Here is a 14,192-nt window from a genome sequence, read left to right on the forward strand (position 1 = left end):
CACGCCGGTTGTGAGGATCCGGGTTAGGGGGAGCGCGTGGACCGGTGGTTCGGCCGTTACCGGGTCGAGGAGCTGATCGCCCGTGGGGGCATGGGCGAGGTCTACCGCGCCTACGACGTCGAGCACGACCGGGTGGTCGCGGTGAAGCTGCTCGGCGACCACGTGGCCACCGACGACGACTTCCGGCAGCGGTTCGTCCGGGAGGCACGTGCCGCGGCGCGGCTGCGGGAGCCGCACGTCATCCCGATCCACGCCTACGGTGAGATCGACGGCCACCTGTACCTGGACATGCGGCTGGTCGAAGGGCACAACCTGAGCGCGCGGCTGGCCGAGAGCGGTCCGCTGGACCCGGCCGCGGCGGTCGACGTGATCGGCCAGATCGCCAGCGCGCTCGACGCGGCCCACGCCGAGGGACTCGTGCACCGCGACGTCAAACCGTCGAACGTGCTGCTCACCGGCGGGGACTTCGCCTACCTCGTCGACTTCGGCATCGCCCGCTCCATGGCCGCGCACGCCGACATCACCGGGACCGGCATCCCGATCGGCACGGTCGCCTACATGGCGCCGGAGCGCTTCGAGCCCGATGGCCGGGTGGGGCACCGGGTGGACGTGTACTCGCTCGCCTGCCTGCTGTTCCAGTGCCTCACCGGGGTCCCGCCGTTCGCCGGCGACAACCCGCTGGCGCTCATGCACGCGCACGTCAACCAGGAACCACCGAGGCCGACCGCCCACCGGCCCGAGCTGCCACCCGCCTTCGACGACGTCATCGCCACCGGCATGGCGAAGCGCCCCGAGGACCGGTTCGCGAGCGCGGGCGCGTTGGCCGCGGCGGCCAGACAGGCCCTGACCCGTCCCGCGGCCCGGCACCCGGCGACCCTGCCGACACCGGACGCACGCTCCCACCCCACGCCACCGTCGCGCAGGGCGATCTGGTGGCTCGGCGGCGCCGCGGCGGTCGTGGTGGTGGCCGCGCTGGTGACCGCGGCGGTGCTGAACTGGCCGTTGGGCAGGGGCGGCGGCCAGCCGTCCAGTTCGAGCAACACGGCCGGCGCCCAGTCCTCGACACCGGACCTGAAAGTCTCGGTTCCCCTCAGCACACCGGCCTGCGACGGCAGCTACATCGTCATCGTCGGCTCCGCCATCAAGCCGAACCAGTACCAGCGCACCGTCCAGGGGTTCCTCGACACCTACCCCGGCACGCGGTACCTCCACGCGCCATCGACCGGTTGCCGGTCGCTGCGGCAACGACTCGACGGCGCCGACATCTACTCCGTCTACTACGGACCGTTCGTCAACAGGGAAACGGCCTGTGACAGACGCAGAAGCGTGGGCGGTGACTCGTTCGTCAGACGCCTCGACGACACCTCGACACCAGGCCGGACAGTGAGCTGCGGCTGACTTCTCCCGGCCGTGCGGTCCCACCCGTGGACTGGCGTCACGGGGGACTGATCCGCGCTGCCCCTCCTACTGCCGAAGGGCGGCGCCGAGCCCGGTGGCGGCCGGAACGGCCCCGCCTCGGCCGAGGCCACGTGGCCGGTGGCCGCAGCCGTTCCCACCGCGCCGGCAGCCGCAGCCGTTCCCACCGCGCCGGCAGCCGCGCCCATCAGCCTGAGCGCGCTTCTCCACGGCATACCCGCGTCGGGCAGGATCTCCAGCAGCGCGCCGACGCCGTGCTCGGCGAGCTGCCTGGCGCGTTCGACGCGGTCCGCGGCGACCACCTCGCACACCTCGGGCCAGTGCGGCGCGACCAGCAGGTCGTGCGCGTCGCGGATGGCACGCACCACCTCGCCCATGGCCCTGGCGTCGCCGTCGGCGAGCGATCGCACCCACGGCGGTGCGGCACGGCGCGCGAACACCGCGGCGAGGTCCGCGCCGAGCAGTGCTCGCGGTGTGCAGAGCACGGCCTCGCACCCGGCGTCGAGGTGGGTCACCGGCCCGGGCGGGGTGAGGAAGTCGGGGAATCACCCGATCGAGGCGGGCGGTGCGCGGCGGGGGGTTTGGCTCCTGTGCCCCGGTCGATACCTGTCGCATGGGGAACCAGACCGGGTTGTCGAACGAGGACCGCGCCGGTCGGCTCGGTCCTCATCCGATGGCCGGGGCCGCGCTGTCGGCTTCGGTGGGCAGGTCGCCGTTGGGGTTGGGGGCGGAGCGGGACGGTCTGCTGCACGTGCCGCCGGTCGCGACGTCGGGCGGGCGGCTGCCGCTGGTCGTGCTCCTGCACGGCGCCGGGGGAGACGCCGCGGGGATGGCGGACCTGTTCGGGGAGGCGGCCGACGAGCACGGTGTGTTGCTCGTCGTGCCGGAGTCGCGTGGCAGGACGTGGGACGTGATCACGAGGAGCGGCTTCGGGCCGGACGTGGCCTTCCTGCGCCGGGCGCTCGCCGAGGTCCTGCCGCGGTGCCCGGTCGACACCGGGAGGATGGCGATCGGCGGGTTCTCCGACGGCGCGTCCTACGCCCTGTCCCTCGGCATCACCAACGGCGACCTCTTCGGCCACGTGCTGGCGTACTCACCAGGCTTCGCCGCTCCGGGCACGCCGGTCGGACGCCCCGCGCTGTTCCTCAGCCACGGCACCGAGGACCGCGTGCTGCCCGTCGAGCGCTGCAGCCGCCGGCTGGTGCCCGCGCTGCGCGACGCAGGCTACGAGGTGGCGTACCGGGAGTTCCGGGGCGGGCACGGCGTCCCGCCGGACGTCCTGGACGCGTCACTGCGCTGGTTCCGCGACGAGACGAGGACGCATCGCCGCTGGTGAGGCGGGCGGTTCGGCGAGTTTGCCGCTCGATCCCGGTGGTATTCAGCGTTCGCCGTCGGTCAAACAGTGAGCCGGCCCCCCGACCCCGCGGATGCCGCGGACCGGACCTGTGAGGACTGTCATGACTGTTACGGATGCGTCTGTCCCGACCCTGGGGGTCGAGGAGGAGTTCCTGATCGTCGACCCCGAGACCGGCAGGCTGATGCCGGCGGCGCGGGCGGTCGTCGCGGCCGCACGCCGGTTCGGCGTGGACCTGTGTCCGGAGCTGACCCCGGTGCAGGTGGAGACCAACACGCCGGTGTGCGCCGGGATGCAGGACGTGCGGGCGCACCTGCTGGCGGCGCGCGCCACGACCGCGGCGGCGGCGCTGGAGGTGGGCGGCTGCCTCGTCGCGTCCGGTGTGCCGATGGCCGAGCACGCGGAGCCGGCGTTCACCGACGAGGAGCGGTACCGCCGCATCGGCGCGGAGTTCGGGCTGCTGGCCGCGGAGCACGACGTGTGCGGGTGTCACGTCCACGTCGCCGTGCCGGACCGCGACAGCGCGGTGCGGGTCGGCAACCACCTGCGGTTGTGGCTGCCGACGCTGCTCGCGCTGACCGCCAACTCACCGATCCACCGCGGGGTGGACACCGGGTACGCGAGTTGGCGTTCGGTCCTGTGTGGCCGGTGGGCCTGCTCGGGCGCCCCTCCGTTCTTCGCGTCGGCCGCCGACTACGACGCGCGGGTGGACGGGCTGGTCGCGAGCGGCGCGGTCCTGGACCGGGCGATGGTCTACTGGGATGTGCGGCCGTCCGAGCACTTGCCGACGGTGGAGGTGCGGGTCAGCGACGTGCCGGCCACTGTGGACGGCTCGGTGCTGCTCGCGGTGCTGGTGCGGGCGCTGGTGATGACCGCGCTGGAGGCGGAGCGGGCGGACCGGCCGGCGGCCGCGGTGCCGGCGGAGGTGGTGCGGGCGGCCTATTGGCGGGCCGCGCGGGACGGGATCACCGGGCAGGGGCTGGACCTCACCACCGGGGGCCTGGTGCCGGCCCAGCGGCTGGTGCGGGATCTGGTGCGCCACGTCGAACCGGCGCTGCGGCGCACGGGTGAGCTGCGTGCGGTGCGGCAGCTGCTGACCACGCTGCTGCGCGACGGCAACGGCGCCGTGCTGCAACGGGCGGCGTTCCGGCGCCGCGGCCGGCTCACCGACGTCGTCGCCGAGCTCGCCCGGCACACCCTCCAGGACTGCCGGCCCGCGAACGTGGCGTGAGATTCGCGCGCCGTGGGGAAGAAGCAGGAACCGTCCGTGGCCGCGTCCAGCGAGTGGACGGACGAGGAGGGGCTCCGGCAGCCGCGCGGCGACGTGCACGCGTGGCTGCCGGGGACCAACCAGACACTGTGTGGACTGCCACTGCACCGCGCCCGCCTCGACAGGTTCCAGCACGTCCTCTGGGTGGACGCCCTCTGGCTCGCGGACACCACCGACAGCGGCATCGCCATCTGCCGTCGGTGCGCCGCGGCCGGTGGCAGGTCGACCCGCCGCTGGTCCCGGGTCGACCCGCGACCGTGACCGCGCAGGTACACCGCCGCCTCATCCACGCCGATCAGGCTCGGCGCACGGCCCTTGACACCCACGAGCATCGCGCCGTGGCAACTCCGGCACGAGGTGGTGAACAGCTGCTCGCCCGTGCGGGACCCGTGCCGGGTCCTCGGCCGCGGCATGACCGCGGAAAACCCGGGTAGACGCCGGCAGTGACCGAGCCGCTGCTTTCTCCTGATCCCCCGACCCCGCCAGGCGTTCCGCGCATCGAGGATCTCGACGTGCCGGAACCGGTGATCCCGCGCGACATCCCACGCACACAGGACGTCCGGGAGGAGGCCGGAGCGATCGAACCACCCGACTGAGGTCCACATGGCACGTCGTCCGGGCGATCGGTTCCCCGTCGGTGATGTGGCGGACGGGGAACCGCCGGCCGTGGTCCGGTGTGGACACACCTCCTCCCCGCGACCATGCCGGGGAGGAGGTGCCGGTCTCAGTCGAGTGTGTTCGCCAGCTCGGCCACGACGGCGCGGCGCCGGTTGATCTCGACGATCATCTTGTCCAGCGCCGCCATCGCGTCGACCGGGGACCCGGTGCGGACGCACTCGACGGCCGACCGCGCCTCCCGCGCCACCTGCTCGGGCCAGTCATCCCACGAACCGGGAGTGGTGTCCGCCTCGCTCACCGTCAGCTCCTTCCCACACCGCACCGCGCCCGATCTCGAGCGGGGTGCGACTCGTCTCCGGGAAGCCGGCCTACCCGCTGAGGATCCCCTCAACCCCTGCCGGTGTGGCGTGAGGGAGGACACCTCGCCCGGGGAACACCGGTGGCCGCCCCGCCGTTGAGAGGAATGGTCGGTGCGGTCCGTGTCCCCCGGGCCTCACCTCATCGCCTTCGCGGAATACCGTTCGGCTGGAGCCGCGTCGCGCCACTCGCCGAGAGGCGACCGCCGCGCCGACCCTCGATCTCGCCTCCGGTCGCTGCCTCCCCCCAGGTCCGGCCGGAGGCTGCTCTTTTCCCGCGGTGCCTCGGGGCACTCGTCCGGGTGAACAGCGCGGACGGCTGGCTCCACTTTCTCCTCGTGGCGACGACGTTCGCCCGGCCCATCGCAGGCCCCAGGGTTTCGGCGACCGGACAGCGGATAGCCCGGCCCGGAAGCAGTGCCTGCCGAAGAGGGGGACATGGGCGGAAAAGACCGGTCGTCAGGGCGGGACGCGGCCTTCCGCGACCCGCTGCGGAGTTCGGGCGGGTTGCACGATGCGGGGCGGTTGCGCCGCGGTGTCGCGGAGTTCCTGCGGCTGCCGTTGGTGATCATCGCCGCGTTCTGCGGGGCGGGTGCGGGGCTGGCGATCGTCGACGCCGCCGCGGGTGACGGCGCGCCGCTGCGGTCCCTGGCACTGGCGATCCTGCCGGCACACGGCGCGGCCGAGTTCGTCACGACGGCCGCGACGAGCATCGTGACGGTCACCTCGATCACGTTCTCGGTGCTGTTGCTCGCGGTGCAGCAGACGGCGAGCAACCTGACCCCGGTGGTGTTCGACCAGTTCCTGCGCCGCCGGGACAACCAGCTCTACTTCGGGTTCTTCACCGGCCTGTCCGCGTTCACGCTCGTGCTCGCCGGCACGGCTCGGGACGACCGGGCACCGGTGTACGGCGCGGCCGTCACGCTGGTGCTGACCGTCGCCGGGCTGGTCATGCTGCTGCTGCTCATCCACGGCACCATCGACCAGATGCGCCCGCAGTCGGTGGTGCGGTCCATCCACGAGCTGGCGCTGCGTGCGCGGGAGAGGGAGCTGGTCATGCTCGGCCGCACCCGGGCCCACCGGGAGAGCCCGGCGAACGCACCGGAGCGGAAGGTCACGGTGACCGACAGCGGGTACGTCGTGACCGTCGACGTCGGCAAGCTCGCCGAGACCGCCAGGGCCGCGGGGGACGTCGAGATCGTCGTGGAGCACCTGCTCGGCGAGTACACCGTCTTCGGCGACGTGGTGGCCACGCTCGTCGGCGTCGACCCCGAGGACGACCGGTGGGACGACCGGGTCCGCACGGCGTTCGGCCTCGACGACATCCGTGACGTGGACGTCGAGTCCGGTTACGCCACCGATCAGCTGGAGAACATCGCCTGGTCGGCCGGGAGCAGCGCGCAGCAGAGCCCGCAGGCCGCGGTCGCGGCCATCCGTGCGCTGCGCGACCTGCTGGCCCGCTGGTTGACCGCGGGGGAGCGGGACCGCTCGGCGCGGGCGGAGAGGCCCTCGGTGGAGCCGGTCGTCTACGCCGACGGGGCCAGCAAGCGCGTGCTCGGGTCGCTGGCCGTCGCCGTCGTCGCCACCGCCGAGTCCAGTCAGGCGCAGACCTGCGCGGAAGCGCTGAACGCGTTCGCCGGCCTCGCCCCGCGACTGCACACCCACGAGGACCACGCCCTGTTCGACGAGGTACTCGACAGCATCCTCCCCGCCGTCCTCCAGCACGCGCACACACCGCCGCTCGCCAAGGCGATAGCACACCTGGAACAGGTCCTCGCCGACACCGGCCACGCGCCGGAACGGGTCGGCGAAGTCCGGGCACTGCTGTCGGAGGCCACGCGCCGCCTGCTGCCCAAGCCCTCCGACGAACCGGAGAGCACCCACCAGGTGTGACACCGGCTTCCCTTGCCTCGGTGTCCTCGCCGCCGGAGTAACCTCCTGAGCTGCTGGGGAAGGACTCGTCCGCGTTCCGGCGCGCTACCGCCCCCGGGCCGTGACCGACCCGCTGCTCGCCGCCGGCACCCGTGTGTCAGGGCCGGGGACGGTCAGTGTTGCGGTGGGTCGAGCTCGGTGTGGCGGGTGGTGAGGGTGTGTGCCAGCTCGGCGAGCCTGACGTTGAGGTCCATCGAGGTGCGGCGCAGCAGTTCGAACGCCTCGTCGGCGCTGATGCCGCGGCGCTGCATGAGAATGCCCTTGGCCTGACCGATGACGTCCCGGGTGTCCAGCGCGCGGCGCAGCTGGGCTGCGCGCAGCTCGGCCAGCCGCACCGCCTCCGTGCTGGCGAGCGCCAGCGAGGCGTGGGTGGCGAGCAGCAGGGCCTGGTCGCGTGTCGCCTCGTCGCCGAGCTTGCCGGCCCCGGCGGAGTAGACGTTGAGGGCGCCGGACAGGCGGGGTGGCGGGATGTCGGGCAGCAGCGCCGTCGAGAGCACCGAGAGGTAGCCGCGGTCCGCGGCCGCCGGACCGAACCGCGGCCATCTCGCCTCGGTCACCAGGTCAGGGCTGTGGACGTGAGCCATGCCGGGGTTGCGCGCCGCCTCGAAACAGGGGCCCTCGCGGTAGGCGTACTGCAGTTCGTCGAGCTCGCTCGCCAGCGGGTCGGTCTCCAGCGGCGTGTGCAGCCGTTCGTCGGGCGAGCGCAACGTCACGCTCACCAGGTCGGCGTCGCGGAGGACCGCGACGGCACCGCGGACGACCTGGGACAGCACGTCGGCCACCGAGTCGGCGGCGCGCAGCCGCTTCGTCAGCTGCGCGAACTGCTGGGCCAGCGGACTGTCCGCCACGTCGCCGCCGGGGTGCGGGGCGTCCGCGGGACGCGCGACGAACTCGGCCTTGTCCCGGCTCCACCCGTCGTTGCCCATGGTGCCCGGCTACCCGTTCGGCGGGGCGGGCAACCCGCTCACCTGTCCGGCGCCGACGCGACGTTCACCGGTCGGAGCGGGAGACGTCGTCGACGAACTCCTCCGCCACGTCGCGCAGCTTGCGGTTCTCCCGCTGCGAGCGGTCGACGAGCAGGGTGAAGGCCTCGTCGGCGGAGAGGCGGCGAGCGGCCATGAGGATGCCCTTCGCCTGTTCGATGACCGCTCGGGAGCTGAGCGCCGTGTGCAGCTCGGCGATGTGGCGAACGGCCCGCAAGTGGCGGCGTGCGGAACGCAGTGCCGCCTCCGCCGCCGTGGTGTACAGCTCCAGCAGCGCGGCGTCGAGCTCCCGGAAGCCGTGGGTCTGCCTGCCGTAGAGGTTGAGCGACCCGTGGTACTCCTCGTCGATGAACAGCGGTGCCGACAGGTAGCTGCCGATCCCGAGGCTGTCCGCCGCTGCGGCGAAGCCGGGCCACCGCTGGGCCACGTCCGGCACGGTGACCCGCTGCATCCGCCCCGACCGGGCAGCCTCCAGGCAGGGGCCTTCACCGGTGTCGTACTGGGCGCGGTCCACCGCCAGCGTGTGCCGGTCGATCCAGGCGAGGGACTCGGGGGTGCCGTCGCGCAACACGGTCACGCTGGCGAGGTCCGCGCCGGGAATGGCGCCAACGACCTGCCGACACACGCGGTCCATGATGACCGGCAGGTCCTCCTCCTGGTCCAGGACCTGGGACAACTCCGCCAACGCGTCGGTGACCTCGTCGAGCCGCTGGATCACCTCGTCCGCCGGCGCGTGCCCCGACACCCTCACCACTCCTCGGCCATCGTCCGGCTCCGTTCCGCCACCCATCGAGCACGTCCCGCCCGCTGACCGGCGTGTCCACTGATAGGTACCACACGGCGCCCCAACGCAACCGTGGCGCCAGGCCCATGGGTGCGCCACGCGGCGACGGCGTCGCAATGGCGGCCGGCGGTCCTCGAACACGCGAGGATGGCCGACATGATGATGTTGCCAGCCCTTCCCGAGGACTCCTTCCAGCGCGTGCTCTGCGTCGTCGCGCACCCCGACGACATGGAGTACGGCACGTCCGCGGCCGTCGCCCGCTGGACCGCGCGCGGTATCGAGGTCGGCTATCTCCTGCTCACCCGCGGTGAGGCCGGCATGCCGAACCCGCCCGAGGAGACGGCACGCCTGCGTGTCGCCGAGCAGCAGGCCGCCTGCGCCGTCGTCGGCGTGGCGCACCTGACCGTCCTGCGGCACCCGGACGGCGTGCTCGTCTACGGCCTCGACCTGCGCCGGGACATCTGCCGGGAGATCCGCCGGTTCAAGCCCGACGTCGTACTCGGCGCCGGCTACGAGATCGAGACGCCCTACGGCTTCGACCAGGCCGACCACCGCGCGGCCGGCCTCGCGACGCTCGACGCGGTGCGCGACGCGGGCAACCGGTGGGTCTTCCCGGAACAGGTCGACGACGAGGACCTGCGACCGCACTCCGCGCGCTGGTACATCGTCCCCGGGCTCGCCGGCGCCGGCGCGACCCACGGCGTCGACGTCACGGGGGAGCCGCTGCGCCGCGGCGTCGCCTCCCTCCAGGCGCACGCCGCCTACCTGGCCGCGCTCCCGGACCACCCCGCCCCCGAGGACATGATCCCGATGTTCACCGCGATGAGCGGCAAGGCCATGGGCGTCGAGCACGCCGTCCTGTTCCGCGCCCACGACCTGCAGGCACCACCGGAGTTCTTCGCCGAAGCCACGCGGGACTGACCGGGCTCCCCGGCGCCGACGGCCGCCATGCCACGGGAGCGATCTCGACTCTGTCGTGGACGGGCCGGCTCGCCTCGGGCGCTGTCCGCCAGCGCCTCGCCACCCCGATCGACGAAGGCCGGTGACCACCACCCCGAGGAACGGGAGCGGCTGGCATTACTCCCACTTGATCCGGTCGAGGGTTGACTGGGGGCTGTGTGGAGGCCGGGCGATGACGGGGACCAGTGGGTGCGCGCCCTCGACGGCCTGTATCTCCTCACCCTCGCCGTCGCCGGGTTCGCCACCCTCGTCACGTTTCCGGTCGGTCTCGACTGGTGGGTCGCCGCCGGGCTGGTGCTGCTGGGTGTCGGCGTGCGGCGGAGTGTGGTCGCCTGTGGCGTCGTCGCCGGGATGGGGGCGGCGTTGTTCCCCATGTTCTCCGCGGTCGCGTTCGGGTTGTTGCCGATCACGTTCGTGCGGCTGCCGCGGATCGCCGCGGTCGGGGTCGGGGTGGTCGCGACCGGGTTGCCGCTGGTGGCGCAGCCGCTGCTGCGGAGCTGGCTCGCCGGGGGCGGCTGGCAACCGGGGGCTGTCATCCGCTTCGGACCTGCCTATGTGGGGATCGTCGGGATCGCCCTGCCGCTGCTCACCGGGATGTGCACCGCTGGTGCGGTGCAGGCGCTGCGCCGGCAGAACCGGCGCCGGCAGGACCTGCTCGACCAGCTGGTGGCCACCCGCGCCGAGCTCGCGGAGGCGACCCGCCGTGCGGAGCGGCAGCGGCTCGCCCACGAGTTGCACGACACTCTCGCCCAGGGGCTCGCCGGCGTGCTCGTCCAGCTGCAGGCCGCCGAGCAGCACCTCGACGGGCCGGGTGCCCTGCTCGTCGCGCGGGCACGGCAGTCCGCGAGGACATGCCTGGTCGACACCCGCCGCGCTGTCGAGGCGTTGCGGCCCGAACAGCTCGACAACGGTGGTCTCGCCGAGGCCGTCGACCAGGTCTGCGCGCGGTTCACCGAGGTCACCGGGGTGCCGGCCCGGCCGACCGTGCGCGGGACCGGGCGTCCCGGCGTCGACGTCGTCGCCCTCCGGATCGTGCAGGAGGCGCTGGCCAACGCCGGCAAGCACGCCGATGCCACCGAGGTGGTCGTCGACGTCGACCACCGGGCCGACGCCCTGCACGTGACGGTCCGCGACGACGGCCAGGGGTTCGACTCGGCCGAACCCGGGGCCGGGTTCGGCCTGGCCACCATGCGTGAACGGGTCGGGGCCGTCGGTGGCGTCCTGTCGATCACCAGCGCACGAGGTGCCGGGACCACCGTGACCGCCGTCCTGCCCACCGGGAAGGACCCATGACCGAACCCATCCGCGTTCTCGTCGTCGATGACCACGCTGTCATCCGGGACGGCATCGCGGCCATGCTCGAACCGCACGACGACCTCCTCGTCGTCGGGACGGCCGCCGACGGCGCCGCCGCCGTGGAGCTGGTCACGGCACTGCGACCGGACGTCGTCCTCATGGATCTGCGGATGCCCGGCGTCGACGGGGTGGCCGCGACCGCCCGCATCAGCGCGCTCCCGTCGCCACCACGCGTCCTCGTGCTCACCACCTACGACTCGGATGCCGACATCACCAGGGCGGTCGCCGCCGGCGCGCTCGGCTACCTGCTCAAGGACACCGGCCGCGACGACCTGCTCGACGCCATCCGCGCCGTCGCGGACGGGGTGTCGGTGCTGACGCCCTCGGTCGCCACCACGCTGGTCCGACAGCACCGCGCCACCCGGCTCGAACCGCTGTCGGCCCGCGAGCGGCAGGTGCTCACGCTCGTCGCCGGCGGCGCGACCAACCGGCACGTCGCCGCCGCGCTCACGGTCTCCGAGGCCACGGTCAAGACCTACCTCACCCGGATCTTCACCAAGCTCCAGGTCGGTGACCGCACCGCCGCCGTCACCACCGCCCTCGCGCAACGCCTCATCACGCTCCCGACCATCGACTGAGCCCGCGTCCCCCGAACGGGCGACACGAGTGGTCGGCCGGTGGAACCTCGCGGCCCGTCCGGCGCGAACGCGACGCTCATACCATGACCTCCACCACCAGCCGTCTACTGTGGATAGTCGCGATCGTCCTCCTCGGCTCGACGAGCGCGGTCGCGACCGCCGACGGGCCCCGGCCCGCCGCCTGCACCAGCACCCTGCCCCCGACACCGCCGCCGCTCACCGCGACCACGGTCGACACGATCGGGCAGGCCTACTTCTGCATCGCCGACCACTACGTCGACGGCGCGGGGTCGACGCTGTTCGCGGGTGCGTTCGCCGGGCTCACCCAGGAACTGCACCGTCGCGGCATCGACACCGCGACGGCCACGATGCCGGCCCTGACCGGAGACCCCGACGCCGACTGGAGCGCCTTCCGCGAGCGCTACCAGGCGGTCGTCGCCCCGCTCCCCGCCGCACTCCGGCAGCCGCTCGCCGAAGCCGCCCTGCGCGGACTGCTCGCCGCACCGCACGACAACCACATCCTCTGGCAGCGACCGGTCCTGCCACCCGGCGCGCAACCCGGCCAGAGCTACGGGCTGGGCTTCGACACGACGCCGAGCGCCGCTTCCGTCACCGCGACGCCCGCCTCCGCGGTGCCGCCGCTGTTCGTCACGCGGGTCCTCGGCGGCCCGGCCGCCCGCGCCGGACTGCGTCCGGGCGACGTCGTGACCGCCGTCGACGGGTCGGCGCCGTTCGCGGGCGGTGAGCCGTCACCCGGTGTCATCCGCGCACTGACCCAGCAGTACCCCCGGCAGGACACCGTCCGGGTGACACTGCGTCGGCCCGTGACCGGCCGTGTCTGGACGGTCAGCCTGCGCCCGGAGCTCTACCAGCCCGACCCGGCCGCGACCCGGCAGGTGACGAGCAGGGTGCTGGCCGGCCAGGTCGGCTACGTCGCGCTCCGGGGGTTCGGCGGCGGCGCCGCCGACCAGGTCCGTCAGGCCGTCGCGGACCTCGGCCGGCTGACGGGCGTCGTGCTCGACCTGCGCGGCAACCACGGCGGCAGCCCGCTCGAGGTCGCACGACTGCTCGCCGCCTTCGTCCACGGCCGTACCTGGAGCTACGACTGCGCCACCGGCTACACCGACTGCCGACCGAACACCACCGACGACACCCAGCCACTGCTCGGCCTGCCCGTCGTCGTGCTGACCGACCGCGAGTGCGCGTCGGCCTGCGACGCGTTCGCCGGGGCGGTCCACGACCTCGGCATCGGCCCGGTCGTCGGCACCCGCACCGCGGGCATCGTCTCCGGCGCGGCCACCGCCTACCTCCTCGACGACGGCAGCGTCCTCGGGCTGCCGGACCGCCACCAGCTGGGCGCCGACCGGGAGATCATCAACGGGATCGGCGTCGCCCCGGACCACGACGTCCCGACCACCGCCGGGGACCTGTCCGCCGGCCGCGATCCCGCGGTCGCGCTGGCGGCGACCGTGCTCACCCAGTAGAGGCGTGTCGTCCGAACAGACGACACGCACTGTCATCCGATGCGTGCGGGAGGGCCGCGACGTTCGCCCGTCGCGGTCCACTTCCCACCCGAACGAGGCTTACCGCATGACATCCCTACGACGTCGCACCCTCCTCGGCGGGGCACTGGCCGCCGGAGCCGCCGCCGGAATCACGGCCGCAGTCACGGCCGCAGTCACCGGCAGCGCGAGCGCGGCACCGAACCCCCGGCCGGGGCAACCTCGACCCGGTGTCGACGGCCTGCTGAACCTGTTCGCGACAACCCCGGTCGTCGCGCTCGGGGAGGGCGTGCACCACCTCCAGGACACCTGGGACTTCCTCGCCGTGCTCATGCAACACCCGCGGTTCCACGCCGTCGACGCGGTCGTGGTCGAGTTCGGCAACTCGCGGCACCAGAGCGTGGCCGATGCCTACGTCTCCGGCGACCTCGTCCGCAGGTCCGACCTGCAGCGGGCCTGGCGCGACACCACCCAGAGCCCGAACGCCAACGGCGACTTCCCGGCTCTGGAACGAGTGTTCAGCCTGGCCAGAGCGATCAACCTCTACGGAGGCAGGCCCCGGCCGCTGCGGGTGCTGCTGCCCGACCCGCCGATCGACTGGTCGAGCGTCACCGGCCCGGACGACCTGTTCACGCTGCTCCCGCAACGCAACCAGACCTGGGCGGACGTGATCACCCGCGAGGTCGTCGACAGGGGGCGGCGCTGCGTCACGGTCGGCGGTCCGCTGCACTTCTACCGCCTTCCCAAGCCGTCGGACACCGTGACCGCGCTGCTCGAGCAGCGCCACCCCGGCAGCGTCAGCGTCGTGCACACGCATGCCGTGGTCGCCGCCGGTCGCACCGCCGCCGTCGAGGCGACCGTCGCAGGATGGCCACGACCCGCTGTCGCGCCCGCCCGGCACACCGCCTACGGCACGCTGCCGGCGACCGACATCTTCGGCCCCGGCGTCTACCCGCCCGGACTCATCGAGAGCCTCGCCGGCAAGACCGTCGCCGACCTCTGCGACCACGTCCTCCACCTGGGCACGCGCGCCGAACTCACCTCCGCCGTCCTGGACTGGCAGGTCTACTACGAACCCACCTA

General features: G+C 73.3%; 14 protein-coding genes. 11 read left to right on the top strand and 3 right to left on the bottom strand.

Going from position 1 to position 14,192, the window contains the following annotated elements; translation table 11 throughout:
• The first annotated feature begins 36 nt into the window (after positions 1–36).
• The 5 genes from ACJ73U_RS45925 (at position 37) to ACJ73U_RS45945 (ending at position 4,636) form a co-directional block, all read left to right on the top strand.
• Positions 37–1,398, top strand: a complete 1,362-nt coding sequence (locus ACJ73U_RS45925) for a serine/threonine-protein kinase (RefSeq protein WP_407784108.1) — start codon at positions 37–39, stop codon at positions 1,396–1,398.
• Between the two features lie 631 nt (positions 1,399–2,029).
• Positions 2,030–2,752 (top strand): alpha/beta hydrolase, encoded by a 723-nt coding sequence (locus ACJ73U_RS45930; protein ID WP_407784109.1) that lies wholly within the window; start codon positions 2,030–2,032, stop codon positions 2,750–2,752.
• 121 nt (positions 2,753–2,873) lie between these two features.
• Positions 2,874–4,001, top strand: a complete 1,128-nt coding sequence (locus ACJ73U_RS45935) for a glutamate--cysteine ligase (protein WP_407784110.1) — start codon at positions 2,874–2,876, stop codon at positions 3,999–4,001.
• 12 nt (positions 4,002–4,013) lie between these two features.
• The gene (locus ACJ73U_RS45940; RefSeq protein WP_407784111.1) at positions 4,014–4,301 is read left to right on the top strand and encodes a hypothetical protein; all 288 of its coding nucleotides are present in this window, start codon (positions 4,014–4,016) and stop codon (positions 4,299–4,301) included.
• 182 nt (positions 4,302–4,483) lie between these two features.
• Positions 4,484–4,636, top strand: coding sequence for a hypothetical protein (locus ACJ73U_RS45945; protein ID WP_407784112.1), 153 nt, complete (start codon positions 4,484–4,486; stop codon positions 4,634–4,636).
• A gap of 128 nt (positions 4,637–4,764) precedes the next feature.
• On the opposite strand, the gene ACJ73U_RS45950 is transcribed toward ACJ73U_RS45945, so the two are convergent.
• Positions 4,765–4,956, bottom strand: coding sequence for a hypothetical protein (locus ACJ73U_RS45950; protein ID WP_407784113.1), 192 nt, complete (start codon positions 4,954–4,956; stop codon positions 4,765–4,767).
• 496 nt (positions 4,957–5,452) lie between these two features.
• Between ACJ73U_RS45950 and ACJ73U_RS45955 the strand changes: the two genes are divergently transcribed.
• Positions 5,453–6,907, top strand: coding sequence for a DUF2254 family protein (locus tag ACJ73U_RS45955; protein WP_407784114.1), 1,455 nt, complete (start codon positions 5,453–5,455; stop codon positions 6,905–6,907).
• 152 nt (positions 6,908–7,059) lie between these two features.
• Here the strand turns inward: ACJ73U_RS45955 and ACJ73U_RS45960 are convergent, their stop codons facing one another.
• Complete coding sequence (locus ACJ73U_RS45960) at positions 7,060–7,872, bottom strand: ANTAR domain-containing protein (RefSeq protein WP_407784115.1); 813 nt, start codon at positions 7,870–7,872, stop codon at positions 7,060–7,062.
• Between the two features lie 64 nt (positions 7,873–7,936).
• Positions 7,937–8,683, bottom strand: coding sequence for an ANTAR domain-containing protein (locus ACJ73U_RS45965; RefSeq protein ID WP_407784116.1), 747 nt, complete (start codon positions 8,681–8,683; stop codon positions 7,937–7,939).
• 186 nt (positions 8,684–8,869) lie between these two features.
• Here ACJ73U_RS45965 and ACJ73U_RS45970 point away from each other — a divergent pair, with 186 nt between their 5' ends.
• From ACJ73U_RS45970 to ACJ73U_RS45990, 5 genes are all read left to right on the top strand, one after another.
• Positions 8,870–9,634: a PIG-L deacetylase family protein gene (locus ACJ73U_RS45970; protein ID WP_407784117.1), complete on the top strand. Its 765-nt coding sequence runs from the start codon at positions 8,870–8,872 to the stop codon at positions 9,632–9,634.
• 228 nt (positions 9,635–9,862) lie between these two features.
• On the top strand, positions 9,863–10,966 hold the full coding sequence (locus ACJ73U_RS45975) for a sensor histidine kinase (protein ID WP_407784118.1): 1,104 nt from the start codon (positions 9,863–9,865) through the stop codon (positions 10,964–10,966).
• Positions 10,963–11,607, top strand: coding sequence for a response regulator (locus ACJ73U_RS45980; RefSeq protein WP_407784119.1), 645 nt, complete (start codon positions 10,963–10,965; stop codon positions 11,605–11,607). The genes ACJ73U_RS45975 and ACJ73U_RS45980 overlap by 4 nt, the downstream gene beginning before the upstream one ends.
• Before the next feature lie 83 nt (positions 11,608–11,690).
• On the top strand, positions 11,691–13,091 hold the full coding sequence (locus tag ACJ73U_RS45985) for a S41 family peptidase (RefSeq protein ID WP_407784120.1): 1,401 nt from the start codon (positions 11,691–11,693) through the stop codon (positions 13,089–13,091).
• 106 nt (positions 13,092–13,197) lie between these two features.
• Positions 13,198–14,192: hypothetical protein (locus tag ACJ73U_RS45990; protein WP_407784121.1), on the top strand; the 995-nt coding region annotated here is incomplete at its 3' end.

This window comes from Actinophytocola sp. (assembly GCF_045807065.1).
Lineage (GTDB): Bacteria > Actinomycetota > Actinomycetes > Mycobacteriales > Pseudonocardiaceae > Actinophytocola.